Annotated in this window: 18 protein-coding genes; 2 read left to right on the top strand and 16 right to left on the bottom strand. The window is 46.9% G+C overall.

The features are described from left to right. Positions 1-80 precede the first annotated feature (80 nt). The 10 genes from phoU to SCACP_RS01635 form a co-directional block, all read right to left on the bottom strand. Positions 81-737: a phosphate signaling complex protein PhoU gene (phoU, locus tag SCACP_RS01680; protein WP_425059722.1), complete on the bottom strand. Its 657-nt coding sequence runs from the start codon at positions 735-737 to the stop codon at positions 81-83. 19 nt (positions 738-756) lie between these two features. After that, positions 757-1,512, bottom strand: coding sequence for a phosphate ABC transporter ATP-binding protein PstB (pstB, locus tag SCACP_RS01675; protein WP_425059721.1), 756 nt, complete (start codon positions 1,510-1,512; stop codon positions 757-759). A gap of 155 nt (positions 1,513-1,667) precedes the next feature. Beyond that, the gene (locus SCACP_RS01670) at positions 1,668-2,360 is read right to left on the bottom strand and encodes a response regulator (protein WP_425059720.1); all 693 of its coding nucleotides are present in this window, start codon (positions 2,358-2,360) and stop codon (positions 1,668-1,670) included. A 140-nt stretch (positions 2,361-2,500) separates the two neighbouring features. Beyond that, complete coding sequence (locus SCACP_RS01665; protein ID WP_425059719.1) at positions 2,501-2,776, bottom strand: HU family DNA-binding protein; 276 nt, start codon at positions 2,774-2,776, stop codon at positions 2,501-2,503. A gap of 116 nt (positions 2,777-2,892) precedes the next feature. Then, a complete protein-coding gene (gene mazG, locus SCACP_RS01660) occupies positions 2,893-4,353 on the bottom strand; it encodes a nucleoside triphosphate pyrophosphohydrolase (RefSeq protein WP_425059718.1) in 1,461 nt (486 codons plus the stop codon). A gap of 3 nt (positions 4,354-4,356) precedes the next feature. Further along, the gene (locus tag SCACP_RS01655; RefSeq protein WP_425061300.1) at positions 4,357-5,967 is read right to left on the bottom strand and encodes a putative polysaccharide biosynthesis protein; all 1,611 of its coding nucleotides are present in this window, start codon (positions 5,965-5,967) and stop codon (positions 4,357-4,359) included. A 177-nt stretch (positions 5,968-6,144) separates the two neighbouring features. Beyond that, complete coding sequence (gene spoVT / locus SCACP_RS01650; protein ID WP_425059717.1) at positions 6,145-6,711, bottom strand: stage V sporulation protein T; 567 nt, start codon at positions 6,709-6,711, stop codon at positions 6,145-6,147. Between the two features lie 184 nt (positions 6,712-6,895). After that, positions 6,896-10,222 carry a transcription-repair coupling factor gene (gene mfd, locus SCACP_RS01645; protein ID WP_425061299.1) on the bottom strand — a complete coding sequence of 1,109 codons (3,327 nt, stop codon included), beginning with the start codon at positions 10,220-10,222 and terminating at the stop codon, positions 6,896-6,898. A gap of 129 nt (positions 10,223-10,351) precedes the next feature. Continuing rightward, positions 10,352-10,600: an anti-sigma-F factor Fin gene (locus tag SCACP_RS01640; RefSeq protein WP_425059716.1), complete on the bottom strand. Its 249-nt coding sequence runs from the start codon at positions 10,598-10,600 to the stop codon at positions 10,352-10,354. A 20-nt stretch (positions 10,601-10,620) separates the two neighbouring features. Then, positions 10,621-11,016: a hypothetical protein gene (locus tag SCACP_RS01635; RefSeq protein WP_425059715.1), complete on the bottom strand. Its 396-nt coding sequence runs from the start codon at positions 11,014-11,016 to the stop codon at positions 10,621-10,623. Between the two features lie 259 nt (positions 11,017-11,275). Between SCACP_RS01635 and SCACP_RS01630 the strand changes: the two genes are divergently transcribed. Next, positions 11,276-12,238 carry a hypothetical protein gene (locus SCACP_RS01630; RefSeq protein WP_425059714.1) on the top strand — a complete coding sequence of 321 codons (963 nt, stop codon included), beginning with the start codon at positions 11,276-11,278 and terminating at the stop codon, positions 12,236-12,238. A 139-nt stretch (positions 12,239-12,377) separates the two neighbouring features. On the opposite strand, the gene SCACP_RS01625 is transcribed toward SCACP_RS01630, so the two are convergent. The 5 genes from SCACP_RS01625 to SCACP_RS01605 all read right to left on the bottom strand — a co-directional run bounded on the left by SCACP_RS01625 (position 12,378) and on the right by SCACP_RS01605 (position 16,476). Beyond that, positions 12,378-13,259, bottom strand: a complete 882-nt coding sequence (locus SCACP_RS01625; protein ID WP_425059713.1) for a peptidoglycan DD-metalloendopeptidase family protein — start codon at positions 13,257-13,259, stop codon at positions 12,378-12,380. Between the two features lie 303 nt (positions 13,260-13,562). Continuing rightward, positions 13,563-14,528 carry a class II fructose-bisphosphatase gene (gene glpX, locus SCACP_RS01620; RefSeq protein WP_425059712.1) on the bottom strand — a complete coding sequence of 322 codons (966 nt, stop codon included), beginning with the start codon at positions 14,526-14,528 and terminating at the stop codon, positions 13,563-13,565. Between the two features lie 74 nt (positions 14,529-14,602). Continuing rightward, on the bottom strand, positions 14,603-15,247 hold the full coding sequence (gene fsa / locus SCACP_RS01615; protein ID WP_425059711.1) for a fructose-6-phosphate aldolase: 645 nt from the start codon (positions 15,245-15,247) through the stop codon (positions 14,603-14,605). A 48-nt stretch (positions 15,248-15,295) separates the two neighbouring features. Beyond that, the gene (locus SCACP_RS01610; RefSeq protein ID WP_425059710.1) at positions 15,296-15,931 is read right to left on the bottom strand and encodes a hypothetical protein; all 636 of its coding nucleotides are present in this window, start codon (positions 15,929-15,931) and stop codon (positions 15,296-15,298) included. 140 nt (positions 15,932-16,071) lie between these two features. Then, positions 16,072-16,476 carry a response regulator gene (locus SCACP_RS01605; RefSeq protein ID WP_425059709.1) on the bottom strand — a complete coding sequence of 135 codons (405 nt, stop codon included), beginning with the start codon at positions 16,474-16,476 and terminating at the stop codon, positions 16,072-16,074. 214 nt (positions 16,477-16,690) lie between these two features. Between SCACP_RS01605 and SCACP_RS01600 the strand changes: the two genes are divergently transcribed. Continuing rightward, a complete protein-coding gene (locus tag SCACP_RS01600) occupies positions 16,691-18,445 on the top strand; it encodes a DUF6044 family protein (protein ID WP_425059708.1) in 1,755 nt (584 codons plus the stop codon). On the opposite strand, the gene SCACP_RS01595 is transcribed toward SCACP_RS01600, so the two are convergent. Continuing rightward, entirely contained in the window at positions 18,442-19,023 is a 582-nt protein-coding gene (locus SCACP_RS01595) for a Yip1 family protein (RefSeq protein WP_425059707.1), read from the bottom strand. The two genes, SCACP_RS01600 and SCACP_RS01595, sit on opposite strands and share 4 nt — an antisense overlap. Between the last annotated feature and the right edge of the window lie 10 nt (positions 19,024-19,033).

Genomic DNA, 19,033 nt, shown 5'->3' with positions numbered 1-19,033 from the left:
TACATGTGTTCACAATGACAACAGGTTGAATCTTCCGGTCATTGCGAGCGTAGCGTGGCAATCCCGCTTTTTCTTATCCTTTATTTTTTTCTCCGCCGCTGGCCGGTAACTAAATAAATGGTCCATTCAGCGATATTCGTGGCATGGTCGGCAATACGTTCAAGATAACGGGCAACAAAAATCAACTGGGTAGCCTGAGTAATCGTCCTGGGATCTTCCATCATATATGTCAAAAGTTCCCTGAATACCTGGTGGTAGATGTTATCAACCTCGTCATCACTGAGGCACACTTGTTCAGCAAGCGAAATATCAAGAGTAATGTAAGCTTCCAGTGAATCTTTAAGCATTTTTTGCGCCATTTGGGCCATGCGGGGAATGTCAACCAGCGGTTTAATAAGCGGCTGATTGACCATACTCAAAGTTATTTTAGCGATATCATACGCATGATCGCCCATACGTTCCAAATCGGTGGTAATCTTAAGACCAGTGCCGATGATCCGGAGATCGCGGGCCAAAGGCTGCTGTCTGGCGATTAGCAGCATACATTTATCTTCTATTTCAATTTCCATTTGGTCAACTTGATCGTCAAATTCAATGACCTTGCGCGCCAAATCCACGTCTTGCTTAGCCAGTGAGGTGACAGCCTCTTCAATCGCGCCCGCTACCGCATTGCCCATGTCTAACAGACTCTTGCGCAATTGTTCCAGTTCCTGGTCATAATTATGCCTTACTGTCATTTAGAATTTCCTCCTAAGATTAACCGAAGCGGCCGGTAATGTAGTCTTCGGTCCGTTTATCCTGCGGTCGGGTAAAGATGGTATCGGTTTTGTCATGCTCCACTAACTCACCGTTCAGGAAAAAACCGGTATAGTCAGATACCCGGGCAGCCTGCTGCATGTTGTGTGTAACCATAACAATAGTATATTTTGATTTAAGTTCTGTTACCAATTCTTCAATCTTCATGGTCGATATGGGGTCAAGGGCCGAACACGGTTCATCCATTAACAGCACTTCCGGCTCTACCGCTAAGAGCCGGGCAATACATAGCCGCTGCTGTTGTCCGCCGGACAACCCCATTGCTGACGAATGCAAGCGATCTTTGACTTCATCCCAGAGCGCTGAACCAGTCAGGCTCCGCTCAACAATCCCGTCCAGCATGGCTCTATTTGTCAAACCGTGTATCCTGGGCCCGTAAGCAATATTATCGTATATGGACATAGGAAAAGGGTTAGGCCGCTGAAAAACCATGCCTACCCGTTTTCTTAGCATAACGGTATCAACCTTCGGGTGGTATATATTTTCCCCATCCAGTAAAACTTCACCCTCGATTTTTACGTTGTCAATCAAGTCATTCATGCGGTTCAAGGTCTTTAAAAAAGTAGATTTACCGCACCCTGACGGGCCAATAAGCGCCAGTACGCTATTTTCCACAATATCAATTGAAATTTTCTTCAGGGCCAGGACATCTCCATAATATAGCTTGAGTTTATTTACCTGGATTTTATAGTACATAAGCTTGGTTTAGCCTCCCGTAGTTTCTCATTTGCACTATAACATAAAAACGCTTGCCGCAATGTTAACATCTTGTTAATTTTTTTAACCACACCAATGGGCGTTTCTGATAGCAAAAAAAAGACATATTTTACTATGCCTTATTCTCTCCCGATCTATAAGTCGCGGAAACGGTAGCCGACACCGCGTACTGTTTCAATAGCTTCAGCAACATCATTTTCTTGCGCCAGCTTAACCCTTAAATGGCGCACATGCACGTCGACTGTACGAGTATCGCCGAAATATTCATAGCCCCACACTTTTTCGAGCAGTTGTTCGCGGGTGAATACTTTACCCATGTTAGTTACAAACAGCTTGAGCATTTCATATTCTTTGGGTGTAAGTTCCAGCTTTACTGAACCCAAATAGGCTTCGTACCGGCTAAAATTAAGTTTAAGTTTGCCAATTGACAATTCACCGCCCATCGAACTGTCTTTTTGACTGCGTCTCAAGACGGCTTTGATGCGGGCCAGAAGCTCACGTGGACTGAACGGTTTTGTCAGGTAGTCATCGGCCCCGAGTTCCAGGCCAATGACTTTGTCAATTTCTTCGTTCTTAGCGGTCAACATAATGATCGGAATGGCGGTCGTTTCCCGGGAATTTTTTATAATCCGGCATACTTCAAGACCATCAATACCTGGAAGCATCAGATCCAAGACAATAAGATCAGGCCGGTCGGCTTTGGCGATGTTTATCGCCGTCTGACCATCACCTGCCTCAAGAACTTTGTAACTCTCCTTCTCCAGGTTAAACTTTATTAGTTCGCGAATGTTTAGTTCATCATCGACTATTAAAATTTTGCCTGTCATGAAAGATTCTCTCCTCACTAAGCTTTCAGCTACCTTGGTATTTCGATCAATTAACAGTGTCCAGATGTACACATACAATTGATCTTCTATTAAACAAAAACCAGGTTAGGAACCTGGTTTAAGGCTTGTCTACTGTATAATTAAGCATTTACGGCGTCTTTCAGGCCTTTGCCTGCTTTGAATACCGGATTTTTGGAAGCCGGAATGGTAATTTCCTTGCCGGTTTGCGGGTTGCGCCCTTTACGCTCCTCACGGGTTTTAACTTCGAAAGTTCCAAACCCGATGATTTGGACTTTATCATTTTGGGCTAAAGCTTCTTCAATAGCGGTAAATACAGCATTAATAGCCTTTTCAGCATCTTTCTGGGTCATGTCAGCCTTTTGGGCGACTGCTTTGACAAGGTCAGTTTTATTCACAATCTTGCCTCCTCTAACGTAAATCATTACGAATAGCTTTATTCGCTACGTAATTTTTTATTCCTGCTGATATAAAAAAAAATGGTAAAAAAACTGAATTTATGGGTATTTTTTTATCATTCTCCGGCCTTTGCTTCATCCCACAAAGCATCAAGACCGGCTAAGTCCATTTCTCCCCATGTACGGCCCTGCTCTTTTAGTTTGGTCTCTATGTAATTAAACCGCCGCTTAAATTTGTTATTGGTGGTATTAAGTGCTGTCTCGGGATCAATACCCATAAACCGGGCCAAATTGACAACAGCGAACAATACATCGCCCAGTTCGCTTTCGGTTTCCCGCCCGTTTTCCGCTCCGGGCTTAGCCGCCGCGGCTTTTAGTTCAGCCAGTTCTTCTGCCACCTTGTCCCACACCGGACCAATATCCTGCCAGTCAAAGCCAACCTTGGCCGCTTTGGCCTGCAGTTTATAAGCGGTCATCAGACTAGGCAACCCGATAGGAATACCGTCTAGCGCCCCTGTCCGTTCACCGGCTTTCTCCCGCTTTTTAATCTGATCCCAATTCATAATAACTTCAGCAGCGTTCCGCACTGTTATGTCGCCAAACACATGGGGATGGCGGCGCACCATTTTTTCGGTGACGGTATCAATAACCTCCTGCATGGTGAAGACACCGCTTTCTTCTGCGATACGGGCATGAAACACAATCTGCAATAGCAGATCACCAAGTTCTTCGCATAGTTTAGCACCGTCGGCAAGTTCAATGGCCTCAAGCACCTCATATACTTCTTCAATGATATAGCGCCGCAGACTAAGATGTGTCTGCTCGATATCCCAAATACAACCCCCTGGTGACCTTAACCTGGCCATGACATCAACCACCGGATCGAAGGAAAACGTCTTGCTCCGCGCTGGGCGCGGCGGCACATACACACTGGTAAGGTGATCGATCACCGGCAGCCGGTCAAGCTCATAGAGCGGCACATGGGCAATCTGTTCTTCAGGCAATCCGAGGTTACGGACAACGGCAACCAGGTATTCGTCTCCGTAGTACTCCATAAGGGCCAGTTTGGCGTCTGACGCTACCTGGCGGCTGTACACCTGGGTAATAACCAGGCCGGTCTCAAGATCTGGCGGCAATTTAGGCAAATCACCGGCATCAATAATCGTTATGCCGTTGATGGGATCAACACCCAACCGTACATACAACACTTCAAGAAAACTCATGGCCGGTACAATAGTAAGGCTTAGACCGGCTTCCACAGCCTGTGTCCTGATTAGCTCGACGGTTTTTTCAGCCACCAGCGGACTGCCTGGTACAGCATAAACAATACTTTCCCCCGTACACGCCCTGTTAATAACTTCACTGGCTATTTTCTGATAAAGACAGTCAAAATCGGCAGCCTGCTCATACAGATAGTCAAAACTGGCAAACTGAATGCCCCGCTCCTTAAGAATGGCTACACAGGGATGTTTGGCAGTACGTAATAAAAGTTTATCCGCCCCGGATAACAATTCCCAAGTTTCCAGCGTTATATGGCTGAAGTTGCCGGGGCCAAGCCCAACGATAGTTATTGACATATATTATCGCCTCAATAATTTTAATTTAGTCAAGACTGCGGCCAGCTTGCCGCCCACGCGGGGCAGTTGCTCAATATCACGGGCTTCAACACCGCCCACTAAGAGAAGAACAATGCCAAAAATTGCGCCGCCGGCCAGAATTGACCCCAGGGTAGCAACAGTATTATGCAGCGTCCGCATCATAATGGCATCATAGGCCAACAGCACAACAGCGCCCATGACAGCTGACGCCGCAGCAGCCTTAAAAGTATCCTTCACATCCAGGGTAAACCCGACATACCGGTATACGAAAAACATATTTAGCAGCGCCGCCACACCAAAATCGGTGACAGTAGCCCACGCCGCCCCCCTGATACCAAGTTCAGGCATGCCGGTGAGCACCCAGCTCATAATGATTTTCACCACAGCGGAAATAGCCATGTTGACAACAGGGATGGCCGTATGCCCTAAACCCTGTAATACCCCTGTTGTCACCTGATGAATACCCAGGAGAACGATGCCGACCGCCAATATGGCAATCGATACGCCGGCATTAGGGGTGCCATATAACATGACTGAAATAGGGGTAGCCAATAGCCACATGCCGACAAAGCTGGGGATTGTAATAAGGTTGGAGATGCGCATGGCAGTCGCTGTACGCTGATAGATTCGCTGCTTATTGCCGAGAGTATAGGCTTCAGATACGGCCGGGACCAGGCTTGCAGCCAGCGAAGCTGTCAGAATTGTGGCCAGGTTGACCAGCGGCACAGCCATACCGGTAAGATAGCCGAACAGTTCGGTAGCCTGTTCTACCGTATGTCCCGCTACTTCCAGCCGTGCCGGCACAATTAAGAGGTCAATATTAGACACTACCGGCAGCATAATGTTGGCAAGTGACACCGGCAATGCCAATTTTACAATTCGGCCAATAATGCTAACACTTGACTCCTTGGCGGCCGGGGGCTGGGTGTCCATCCGGTGCTGAAAACCCGGCTTGTGCCGCCAGTAGTAGTATAAAAGCACCAGCAGGCCGGCGGCAGCACCCGGCCCAGCGCCAAAGCTGGCGCCGGCAGCGGCAAACTCAAGACCCCGCGGCAACAACAGATAAGCAAAGGCAATCATGGTAATAACCCTAAACAGCTGTTCAAAAATTTGCGAAACTGCTGTTGGCGTCATCATCTGCAGGCCCTGGAAGTAGCCACGGTAACTTGACAGTACAGTAACGAAGAAGATAGCCGGGGCTAAGGCAGCAATAGCATAATACGCCCGGTGATCGCGGACATAGTGGTGCTCAACCAGCCAGCCGGCGCCATAATACAACAGAAAAGTAAACGCCAGACCCGTGGCCGCCAGCACACCAAGGGAAATGCGGAAGACGCGGTTGGCGCCACGGTAGTCGTTCAAAGCCAGCTTTTCGGCAACAATAATGGAAATAGCCACCGGAATGCCGGCCGAGGAAACGCTTAACGCCAACAGGTAAATAGGATAAGCCATCTGATACAGGCCCACCCCTTCGCCCCCTAAGAGACGGGACAACAAAATACGGTTGACCGAGCCGATAATTTTTACAACTATGCCGGCCACCGTCAAAATAAGCGCACCTTTTAAAAATGTATCTTTACTCAACCGAGTCATTCCTCTCCAAAATTTGGCCCAGATGGCCACTTTTACTATTATAACAAAATCCGCCTGTCAATAAAACACTAATTACCAGAACGTCATAAGTCCATTATACAATAATATAAAAGTAGCGAACTTAACAGTAATTGTTATTGTCCGCTACTTGCACCATTCAAAAAAGCAATGTAGATATTATTGAGCCATTTGTTTTGCTAAAAATCCTGCTGCTGTTTCAGCCAGCTTGACTTCCATATCAGCCATTTGGACGCCAGGTTCTTTAGAGCAAATAATTACGGCGCCAATAGCATCACCTTCAACAATAATCGGAGCAATTACTTCCGAAGTGAATTTGCATGTTTCTTCGTCTTCGCATTGGGCAGCGCAACCTTTACAATGTTTGTATTCGCCGGGATTGCTAATCAGCACGGCTTTGCGCTCTTCCATTACCTTTTCCACAGCTGGGCCGAGGGGTTTGTTCAAAAACTCTTTCTTGGAAGCGCCGGCGACAGCTACTACGTTGTCACGGTCGGCAATTAAAATAATGTGGCCAACGGCTTCATACAGTGAATCGGCATATTCTTTGGCAAAGTCCCCCAGTTCACCCACCGGAGAGTATTTTTTGAGTATTACCTCACCTTCGCGGTCAACATATATCTCTAGTGGATCACCTTCACGGATTCTGAGAGTTCGTCTGATTTCTTTGGGTATTACAACTCGGCCTAAATCATCAATTCTGCGTACAATTCCGGTTGCCTTCACCAATATCCCCCTTTCTGCTGCTTTAGCCAAATCTAATTAAAATTGAAACCAATAAACGGGCAAAATCGGAGACTCACTTACATAGTGGAACAAAATCAGGTATTTACTTAGCAAATATCCTAATCATTCATTGATAGTAGTATATATCCAGGTGGCGTGTTTTATTCATTTTTCTGGCTGACAGCTATTTGATTGAGACCTGATCAGCATTCGCCAGCGCCGGCGAATTGCTTATCCCAGCTAATATTGAAAACAGTTTAATCAAAACATCGGTCAGTGGCATATTAAGCCGGGAAGTAGCCAGCCGCATTGTTTCCGGCGGTCCTGGAATAAAAGAAAGCTTGCCTGGGAAAGCGGCTTTGGCATTCATCAAACCACCTTCAGCTACATTGGGTAAATCACCAAAAGCGATTTCGATCCGGCTGCCCCGCTCGGCAATAGAGCGGACGCCCAGTTGCCGGGCCAGGTTTTTAATCCGAGCAACAGCTAAAAGGTTGGTTACCGGCAGGGGAGGATCGCCAAACCGGTCAATGAGTTCGTCAATAAGTTCAGTAAGATGTTCTTCCTTACGGACAGCGGCGATACGTTGATATATCTCAATCTTATGCATGGCATCACTGATATAGTCGCCAGGAATGTACGCATCAATATTAAGCTCAATCGCCGGTTCAGGCGGCAATTCCACGGGTTTGCCTGTTTTAAGTTCTTCGACCGCTTCATCCAATAGGCGGCAGTACATCTCAAAGCCAACACTAACAATATGACCGTGCTGTTCACGCCCCAACAAATTGCCGGCTCCTCTAATTTCCAGGTCGCGCATAGCAATTTTGAAGCCTGAGCCAAGTTCGGCAAATTCCTTGATGGCCTGCAAACGTTTTTCAGCCACTTCACTGAGCACTTTGTCCCGGCGGTAGGTAAAGTAAGCATAGGCCATCCGGTGGGAACGCCCCACCCGGCCACGCATCTGATATAGTTGGGACAACCCAAAATGGTCGGCGTCATACACAATGATGGTGTTAGCATTGGGAACATCAAGGCCGTTTTCAATAATACTGGTACAAATAAGCACATCATCCCGGCCCTCGTAAAAATCTACCATGACTTGCTCTAAAAGTTCTTCCGGCATTTGGCCATGCCCTGTCTTAATACTGGCGTCAGGCAAAATTTCAGTCAAGCGCTGCCGTACTTTGTCAATGGTCTGCACCCGGTTATACACAAAGTATACCTGTCCGCCACGTTTTAATTCCCGGACAATAGCTTCCCTAATGATATCTTCATTATATTCGACAACATAACTTTGCACCGGAAAACGGTCTTCAGGCGGCGTTTCGATAATACTCATGTCACGGACCCCAACCAGCGACATATGAAGCGTTCGTGGTATGGGGGTGGCACTCAAGGTGAGTACGTCCAGATTAGCCCGCCATCTTTTCATTTTTTCCTTTTGGGCGACGCCAAACCGCTGTTCTTCGTCAACAATTAAGAGCCCCAGGTCTTTAAATACTACATCAGACTGGAGGATTCGGTGGGTGCCAATAAGCACGTCAACTTGACCAAGGGCCAGCTTTTGCAGTGTCGCTTTTTGCTCTCTGGCGCTCTTAAACCGGCTAACAACGTCGACTACCGGGCCAAATCCGGCAAAGCGGGAGCTAAACGTCTGATAATGCTGTTGGGCCAAGACAGTAGTAGGCACAAGCACTGCCACCTGTTTGCCGTTCATAACGGCTTTAAACGCCGCGCGAATGGCCACTTCTGTTTTGCCGAAACCCACATCACCACAAAGCAATCGGTCCATTGGCCGTGGTTGTTCCATATCCCGCTTAACTTCGGCAATAGCCTGAAGTTGGTCAGGCGTCTCTTCATAAGGAAAGGCGTCTTCAAATTCGCGCTGCCAGGGCGTATCAGGCCCGAAAGCATAACCAACCTGCAGTTGGCGCTGGGCGTAAAGTTCGATAAGGTCTTTGGCCATATCGGCCACTGCAGCTTTGGCCTTGCTCTTGGCTTTGAGCCAGTCGCTGCCCCCCATTTTACTGAGACGCGGTACTTCACCCTCAGCTCCGATATATTTCTGCAGCAGCCCTACCTGGTCAGTAGGAACATACAGCTTGTCATCACCGGCATAGCGGATATTAAAATAATCTTTATGAACACCGCCCACTTCCAGCGTCTCAACCCCGACGTATTTGCCAATCCCGTGATTGACATGGACGACATAGTCGCCGATATTGATGTCGCGAAAGTATGTAATCTGCTGGTCTTTACCGACACGTGGCCGTCGTTTCTTTTTTTGCCGTCCAAAGATATCAAATTCGGTTAGCACAGCCACCCTGGCCTGCGGCAATTCAAATCCGCCGGAAAGAGCACCGGTTGATACGACTACCGTCCCGGGAGTAAGAGGTATGCGCCCTTCCGGAGCTATAACCGCCGTTATCTCTTCTTCGGCCAAACTTTGCTGAATATTTACCGCCTTGTCGTGGCTCGGCATAAATAATACGATATTGTACTTTTTGTCCTGCCAACTTTTGATCTCAGCAATGAGCATATCAATCTGGCGGTGAAAGGGCGCAATCCCTTTGGCAGTAATACTGATAATTTCAGAAGGTGTAGTATTAGGAATTTTCTGCAAAAGCAGGGACAAATAAATTATATTATATGCCTGGCAAGCAGCCGTCAGTTCGGTCCACCCCAGTACCCGGCGTTTGATATCCGGATTTTCTTTAACAAGTTTGGTCATCTGCTCCCTGACCCGTGCCGGTTCATCCAATACAATAACCGAGCCTGCCGGCAGATAGGATACAAACACGGCCGGTTTGCCGCTATGCTCGGGTTCGGTGAGCGGCATAATATCCGCCAGTTCCACCTCATGTACTGACCGTTGGCTGGCTGGATCAAATTCACGTACCGAATCAATTTCGTCGCCAAAGAGCTCCAACCGGAGCGGCAAGCTCCGGTTAACGGCGAAAATATCAACAATTCCTCCACGCACGCTAAACTGTCCGGCACTATCAACCTGGTCAACACGTTCATAACCAAACGCTACCAACGATTCAATCAGTTCCTCACGGTTTACAGTTCCGCTGGCACTTAAGGAAATGCGGCTGTTCAAAAATTCCTGTTTAGGCAATACTTTTTGCATGGCGGCTTCTGCCGTTGCCAAAATAATCACTTTTTCGCCCCGCGCCATGCGGCTCAAAACATCCATACGCTTTGCCGCCAATTCAACACTCTTGGCAGCGGCGGCAAAGGTAACAATATCAATAGCCGGCAGTTCAACTACCTCAACTGCCGGTAGCAGTGACGCAAAATCATTTCTTAGCATCTCGACTGAATGATGACTGGACGTAACAATAACTGTTGGTCGCGGCGCCGCCTGAAAGGCTGCAGCCATAAGCACGCTTTTTTGCGCACCGGTTACACCGTAAATCAAACTTTGCGTTTTGTCGGCCGAAAATGCCATCTGCGCCGCACGTAATTGCTTATCTTCATTTAAGGCGGTAAACAACGTCAACATCATTTTCTCTCCCATAGCATACCTCTAAAAATGAGACTCGTAAAATGCCAGCCTCTGTCTGTAGTACCAAAAGGGCTTTAGCCTAGGCGCTAAAGCCCTTTACATTTATGTTTAAGAGTATATCGCGACTCAATGAATATATCCTTGACTAATCGTAGGCCTTCCTAGTGCAATATTGTCGTCAAGGCCCATCGAAGTTATGCAAAAATCACACAGTGATTTGACATATATAGCATTTTGAGCGATATCAGTCTTAATTATATCTTGACGCTCCTGGGCAGTCAAGCAATCAAACCCAAACTTGGCTTCATCTACATGATCTACTTCTAATGTATCGATGTGATTGCCGCAATATTCGCAAGTATAGTAAATTTTCACTAGTATCCCTCTTTCGTAGTTTAATTATTTGGCAGCTTACCGGCCAGCAGTCTGACAACCGCAACATTATAAGCCAAATGCAGTATGACACCGGCGGTCAATCCAAGCCCTACGCTACCGGTTAAGGTCAGTATGATGGCAGTAGCCGCGCCAAACAGGCTGTGTCCGAAAATGCTTAGCAGTCCGGCAGCCGGCCGCTCACTGTCCTGATACCAGTCATAAGCAGCTTCAATAATCCCAAATACCGCATGCACTATGATAATGTCAACCCCCAGATAATAAGCAAACAGCGTCTTAGAAGCTTCCTCCGCTATTGGACCTAAACTGATAATTGTTACCGGCCCAATATACCGTATAAATGCCTGATTAAGAAGAAAGCTAAGACCAGCCATTAAGGCGGCAATTATGTAGGCCATGAATTTGTTACCCCGGACTTTTTACGCTCATAATCCACTCATAAAATATAAGAAAATATAAGATAAGTTACTTAACTTGCTGCCACTCCAGGCAGAAGAGCTGTCGATCTTATTATTTCCCAAATAGAGTTACTGCTATACCGCGCAGCATTTAACGGCAATCTTTGCTTCACAAACCAATATACAACAGGAAAAATACTTTTCCGCAGCGAATAAATTTATGATTAACTTTAGAATCAATTTTTTGGGAGGGATAGTCTTGCAGAAATTTTACAAACAATTATGGCGACTCATAGCACTGGCATTGGCCGTTTTCTGGTGCTTGCCGGCTATTGGCCTGGCTGCTGCCAAAAAAGATGCTGTTCAACCTGCGCCGGTCAAAGTGACCGTGCTGGCTACCGCCGGTATTAACGGCCGCATCATCAACTGGGACTATGAACTGACCAAAACCACCGATTTTGGTCTTGTTCAAATTTCCAGCCTGGTAAAAAAAGAGCGCCAGGCCAATCCATACACCATCTTAGTGGATGAGGGCAACATGCTGTCAGGTTCGGCGCTTACCAGCTATTTTGCCACACAACCGTCCAAACTCCCCAATCCTATGATTATCATGTATAACTACCTTGATTATGACGCCATAGTTCCTGGCGATGGTGAATTTGCTTACGGGCCCGGCTACTTGTCCAAGGCGCTTACCGCCGCCAAGTTTCCGGCACTGGCTGCTAACGCTTATTCCGGCAGCAGTCTTTGGTCTGCCGTTAAACCATATATAATCAAGGAATTCGAAGTAGGAAAAGACAAAAAGAAGGAAAAAATCCGTATTGGCATTATTGGTGCAGCCACCGTAAACCCCGCCAACAGCCCTCAGAATTATGCCGGAATCGAATTTAAAGACCAAAAAACGGCCATTGATGCTGCTGTAAAACACATCGCCGGTAAAGTTGATGCAATAATTATTGTGACAAATAACGGTCTGGAAATTAATGGCGTAATGGCCGCCGCTCCCGGAAAGTTCGGCAGCAGTCTGAGCAAAACCGAACTTACCTTTGAAAAGGTAGGTAAGAAATGGCAGCTTAAACAAACCGCAACTACCAGTTTATACACTGTAGTTGCGCCAGCTGACCGGGCAATGGCCGATGTTGCCTGGCCGTACCATGATGCTACTTTGCAACATTTGCAAGCTGAAAAGAAAGCAAGTAATAGGGAAAAAGGAAAAGAATAAAAATAGACAGCTCAAGGATTAATCCCTGGGCTGTCATTTTTTACATTATCAGAAAGTATAACCACTTTCTGATAATAAGTAAGAACGACTAAGGCTTCTGCCGGCGTCCTGAGGGACTTGGCACAAGCCAAGTCTTTTCTTATGGCAATAATCCCATTGGGTCTACCGGCTGGCCGTCTTTCTGCACTTCGAAATGCAGGTGTGGTCCGGTCGAGTTGCCGGTATTGCCCATGGAAGCAATTCGCTGGCCGGCCCGGACATATTGTCCCCGCTCAACAAAATAGTCGCTAAGATGGCCATACAGACTGACATAACCACCACCATGGTCAATCATTACAGTATAGCCGTAACCGCCCCGCCACCCGGCCCAGATAACCCGGCCGGCACGGGCGGCCATAACATAAGTACCAATATCATTCGCAATGTCAATACCGGCGTGCAGCCGTCCCCACCGCCAGCCAAACGGCGAAGAAATCTCGCCTCTGGTCGGCCAAATAAATCGGCTGACGCTCGACCGCGCTACTGCTGTATTAGCTCTGGCCCAGCGGGCCCCTGGAATAAACAGCTTTTCGCCAACAGCAACATCATCACTATTTTTGTCGTTAGCTGCTTTTATTGTTTCTACCTGTACGCCATATGCATGAGCAATATCCCATAAGGTATCACCTGTGTCAACCTGATAAATTACACCTTTCCTCGGCAAGATAACTAATTCATCGCCAGGGTGAATAAGTTCACTGACACCAGGGTTGGCTGCCATGAGAGTCTCAATGTCGATGCCATAATGCTGAGCTATGTCAATCAGAGTATCGCCAGCGACAACAATATGCTTTCTGATAGCTTCCCGGCTGGGTTCCGGCGCAGTTGACGGCGCTTCTACAACTTGTTTACCGGCTGCAGGCGGCATGGTTACAGATTCCGGCGGTGTCTTAGGCCCGACCGGAATGGCCCAGGCCCCGGCCAGAAGCGCTATTCCCCCTACGTAGGCCCATTGCTTGGCCTTGATTTTCGGCAGATTCAACTATATCACCTCGCTTACTTAGGCATATCTTGGCTAACAATTCACTATATCCCATTATTAGCATAAGCGACAGGCCTTCAAAATATGCATAACTTGGATTATTTTACTGAAAACTTACATATATGAAATCCAATAAAGATTTTTTCTAGGCGTGTTGTTAGTAACGCTCCACCGCTGGCGCTTGACTTACGCTTATACTAACAACACGCCTGTACATCTTTATTGGATACTATATAGGTTGTGCCATTTTTCCTAAAAACAAGCAAGCAGGGATGGCGTTTCCCTGCTTGTGCTAAAAATACGCTATACTCTTTTTATGGGCATGGGTTTTTTATCAAACTTGTGAATGGCGTCAACAAACCGAACGGTACCGGTAGAGGCCCGCATAACGATCGAGTGCGTGCGGGCACCGCCGCCAAAATAACGGACACCGTTTAAAAGGTCACCTTGGGTTATAGCGGTGGCGGCAAAGATTACTTCATCACCTTTTACCAAATCGTCTAACGTAAATACTTTATTGATATCAGTTATCCCCATAGCCTTGGCCCGTTCAATGTCAGAGTCATTTTCCGGCCATAGTTTTCCCTGCATGTCACCGCCCAGACACTTAATGGCAGCGGCAGCCAGTACGCCTTCGGGAGCGCCGCCAATACCGAGCAGCATATGTACTCCTGTACCCTCAATGGCAGCATTGATAGCCGGAGATACGTCGCCATCCGAAATCAATTTGATCCTGGCGCCGGCATCACGCGCTTCTTTGACAATGGCAGCGTGCCGTGGACGGTCAAGGATTACAACGGTAAGATCTTCAACTTTGCGGTCAAGTGCAGCTGCTACCGCTTTGAGATTCTCCTTAACAGGCGCATTGATGTCAATTTTACCGGCTGCGCACGGTCCGACGGCAATTTTATCCATATACATGTCAGGCGCGTGGAGCAGACATCCACGTGGGGCTATAGCCAAGACGGCAATTGAACCCGGCAGGCCTTTGGCCACCAGATTAGTACCTTCAAGCGGGTCTACGGCAATATCGACTTCCCGCCCGCCATGACCGACTTCTTCACCAATATAGAGCATGGGAGCCTCATCCATTTCGCCTTCCCCGATAACCACCCGGCCGCTGATACTTACCGTATCAAATGCGGCCCGCATAGCATCTACCGCTGCCTGGTCGGCGGCAATTTTATCACCCCGGCCCATCCAGCGCCCGCAAGCAACGGCTGCGGCTTCAGTCACCCGTACAAACTCCAACGCTAATTCACGTTCCATAGTATTACATCTCCTTACAAATCTATATAGGAAAAAATAAACCGGGCGCCCCGCCCGGCCACATACAGCAACTGCTACATATTGGCTTTTTGCCAATCTTCCAGAAACCGCTTTATTCCAGCGTCTGTCAATGGATGATTTAAGAGTGATAATAAAACTTTAGCCGGTACAGTAGCTATATGAGCTCCAGCAAGCGCCGCTTGGGTAACATGCATAGGATGACGAATGCTGGCCGCAATTATTTCGGTATCAATGCCATGGATGGCAAAAATATCAGCAGTATCTTTAATAAGGTCAATGCCGTCCTGGCTAATATCGTCAAGGCGACCAACAAACGGACTGACAAACGCGGCCCCCGCCCGGGCAGCCAAAAGGGCCTGGTTGGCCGAAAAAATTAAGGTAACATTAGTCTTAATACCTTCGGCGGCCAGTGCGCTCACCGCCTTTAACCCATCAACAGTTACCGGAACTTTAATTACCACATTGTCGCCCAACTTGGCCAGGTCCCGCGCTTCAGGCAACATTTCCTCAAACTTGGTGCTGATAACTTCAGCGCTTACCGGTCCCGGTGTCATCCCGGCAATCTCTTTGATTACAGCTTTAATATCCTGCTTTTCCTTAGCAATAAGCGATGGATTGGTAGTTACGCCAGCCACAACACCCATTGGTACAATTTCTCTGATCTCAGCAACATTAGCTGTATCAAGAAAAAATTTCATTATAAACTCACTCGCCTTTTCTCCAATGTTCTCAATATCTTATTAACATTATTTACGGTTGGTACGCCGCAAAGGAGCCAGTTCAATAATACCCATGGCCGACAGTTGAGCCAAGTCATGTTCGTCTCTAGCGGGGATTACCAACCGTCCATCACATTGGCTACAGGACAGTTCTATGGCGTCCCCAAGCACATCGGCGGCAATATCGGTACTGCCACAACAGCAGTATACCCCGCCTTGCTCGGCAATATCATGAATTTTATTTAAGATTTCCAATAATACCTGGGAATTTTCTATTCCTTGGCCCCCAGTTTGTTCATCCATTTCGCTGGCTAGGCTGGCTACTGCCTGATTATGTTTAGCAATAGTTTCAGCAATGGCCTCAGGACTACCGACAAAGCCAAGTTCCAGATTAGCCTGATTGCAGTATATTTTGCTTGCTCTAGGCTGCCGGAACAGCTTGCTGTCAAGGAAAATTAAATGGTTTGTTTCACATACTACACAGGGAATATCTAAAAGATATTGTCGCCGCCCTGCACAGGCAATAGCGCCTTGTATCTGACCGCAACTGCAGACAAGTTGGCGCCGTGAATTATTTATGGCAAACCGGGAGACATTATGCAGTTCAATTTTGCCACACCGCGAACAATACAGCGCTAATGTGGAAACAGCGCTAATGGCCAATTGCTATCCCCCCCTTGCCATATACTTCGCCGCCGCCGAAAAAAATCCTGCCTACTGTCTGACTACTTGGCAGCATCAGGTAAAAAAATGGAATAAAACAACTAACCCAGGGCCTGTAGCCCCGGGCATAAAGCTAGCTCTTAGCCGATCAACAACTGGCGTGAATCATCAAAACTGCTACCAATGTTTTCTTCAATAATCCGGCACAAAGCCATAATATCAAAAGGTTTTGTAATATAGTCGCGCATGCCTGCTTCCCGAGCCTCATTAACCATATCAAGCTCGCCGTATGCGGTCATCATAATTACCTGATCGCCCTGTCCCTGACGCTTAAGCTCCTTTAATGCCTCAATTCCGTCCATACCCGGCATTTTCATATCCATCAATATCACATTAGGTTTGACATCATGCGCAACCTGTATACCTTCATAGCCGTTGGCGGCAGTGATAACACGATAGCCTTCGTCCTGGAGAACCTCCGTAAGCAATCTCCTGATTCCCGGCTGGTCGTCAATAACCAGAATAGTTGCTTGGGATCTGCCCATTATGTGCACCTTACTTTCTCCAATAGGATTAGTGACGAGACTTAATTATTTTCCTGATATAACCATATTCGCAATAAAATGCAAATATCCTTCTATTTTTTGGAAAAAAATAGAAATTTTTTATTTTTTTTCTGAAAAGACATGAAACATTTTTAAACCCTTACGATTTGTGCTAAAATTTGTAATGAAAAATAACAATTGTCGAGGTAAATTAATGTTACATGTAATAAATAGTGTACATAAGATTTTGCAACACCTGCACAACCGAAAAGCAGCGCTGATATTTACCGGCGTACTGGCGGCATACCTGGCTCCATTTGTCATTCTGCGGCAAAACGCGCATTTTACTATCAACGATAATCTGGACTGGATTACTGCCTGGATCGTGCTGGCTAACAGCGGCAAGACATTTACACTGACCGGGACTGTCGGACAAATGCTGGGCGAAGTGCCGCGCAGTTGTTTACCAAGCGGGTTTAATATTATTACCTGGCTGTACCTCATTTTGCCGCCGTTCCGCGCTTATCTTGTCAATCTACTACTCGTACACAGTACCGCATTCATCGGTATGTATTTACTGCTTAAATATTATGTCATCAACAATAAACGCCAGTCCTGGCTGGCCTGGGCGGGTGCAGCCTCGTTTGCCACCATCCCCTTCTATACAGTTTATGGCTTGTCAATCGCGGGACAGCCCTTACTATTCTATGCTATGCTCAATGCCTATTATGAAAGAAAAATGGCCGTAAATATATTTATCATTATTGTTTTTGCTCTTTATTCGTCGCTGCCGTTAGTTGGGGTATTCATCCTGGCTATGCTTGGTTTAGCCGCTATCTATGATTACTGCAGGCACCGCATAAGGCGTCCCAAGCTCTGGGGGACCATAGCCCTCTTAGCAGGCTCGTATGCCGTAACCGAAATATGGCTCATCTACAATACTTTTTTTTCTTCAGGTTTTGTATCCAGCCGCGAAGAAATAAATAGAATCCTGCTTGGCCAATCCCGCAACTGGGAAGGCGTTAAAGAGCTCATCGCCGATAATTTCATAAACGGCCAATACCACGCTGTCAGCCTGCACAAATATATTCTTTTTGTCGCCGTACCACTGGCGCTTATCTCAGGCTGGCGCCAGCGACGCGAAGTGAAGATCATACTGCTGCTGTTATCGCTGGCCTTCGGCATCTCAGCATTTTATGGCTTCCGCTATTCTGAGTTTTTTATGTCAGCAGTAGCTGACATCAGTTTTTTTAATACGTTTCAAATCCAACGCTTCCATTGGTTACACCCGGTCATATGGTATACAATTTTTGCTTTGTGCCTGGCTGTCATCGCCAATATTCGCTATATCGGCCGTTTGGTGGCAGCACTCTTAATCATACTGCAGCTGGGTTACCTATTTGGCAACAATATTGAATACAGTCTGGTAATAAAAAAACAAACAGGAATTTCAGTTATGGAAAATGCCTGGCTGTATGAAGACATAAGCTATGGAGAGTTTTTTGCCGACAGCCTGCTCAAAAAAGTAGCTGACTACATAGGCCGGCCCCAACAGGAATACCGGGTAGCCAGTATCGGCATATATCCTGCCATTACCCAATACAATGGCTTCTATACGTTAGACGGACGGCTTAATATTTATCCGCTTGAATATAAGCACGCCTTCCGGCAGATTATGGCCAAAGAGCTGGAAAAAAATCCTTTTTGGCAAAAATACTTTGACGATTGGGGCATAACCTGCTATATCTTTCCGGCTGAACTTGAGTACTATCAAGTAAGAAAGTCTTATAAACTTAAACTTAATAATATGCAGCTCGATATTCAGGCGTTTAAAAACTTAGGCGGCGAATATATTTTATCCGCCGCCGAAATAACAAACTACAAAGAAAATGGCCTTGAATTTTTACAATTGTTTACCGAGGATTGGTCGCCATGGGAAATTTACCTGTATCAAGTCGCCAAACATTAAATCTGAAATGGCAAGTGCATGAGAGCTGAACCGACATAAACAGCAACTGCTACAGCGATACCGATAAGCGCCAACACGGGTGCAAGCAATACGAGCACTGCCTTGGCGCTTGACAGATGATGAGCGCCGCAAATGGCAGCAACATTTAATGAGAATGTCCAGACTACAACAATCAGACCAATGAGCCCGAAAGCCATCCCCTGCACGCCGACAGGCAGCAAGGAAGCAATAACCCACAGCGGCATTACCGCTACCCGCGGCAGGTGGGAAAAACCCAAAGCGGCAAATAGTCCCAGAGCTGTTCCCTGCCCGCCTGCCAGCTCGGCAATAAAGTTAAGAACTGCTGCACCCACTACCCAAAGAACCAAGCTGCCCGCAAAATGAATAGCAAATAACAGACCAAATGCCGATGTGCCGATAGCGCCTTTGACACCGGCAAATACCGCCCATACCGGGACAAGCATACCTATAGTAAACATGGTAAGAGCTTGACCGGTTAATTTCTTTTCAGCAATATACTGCATCGCCTGTTTAGGCTTAAATAATACGTCATAGATTGTTTCCAGAAAACTTCCCATTACTCCCCCC

The organism is Sporomusaceae bacterium ACPt, from assembly GCA_041428575.1.
GTDB classification, from domain to species: Bacteria; Bacillota; Negativicutes; order Sporomusales; family Sporomusaceae; genus Sporomusa_D; species Sporomusa_D carbonis.
The sequence above is the reverse complement of the archived record's forward strand: the minus strand, read 5'-3'. Positions and strand labels throughout refer to the sequence as shown.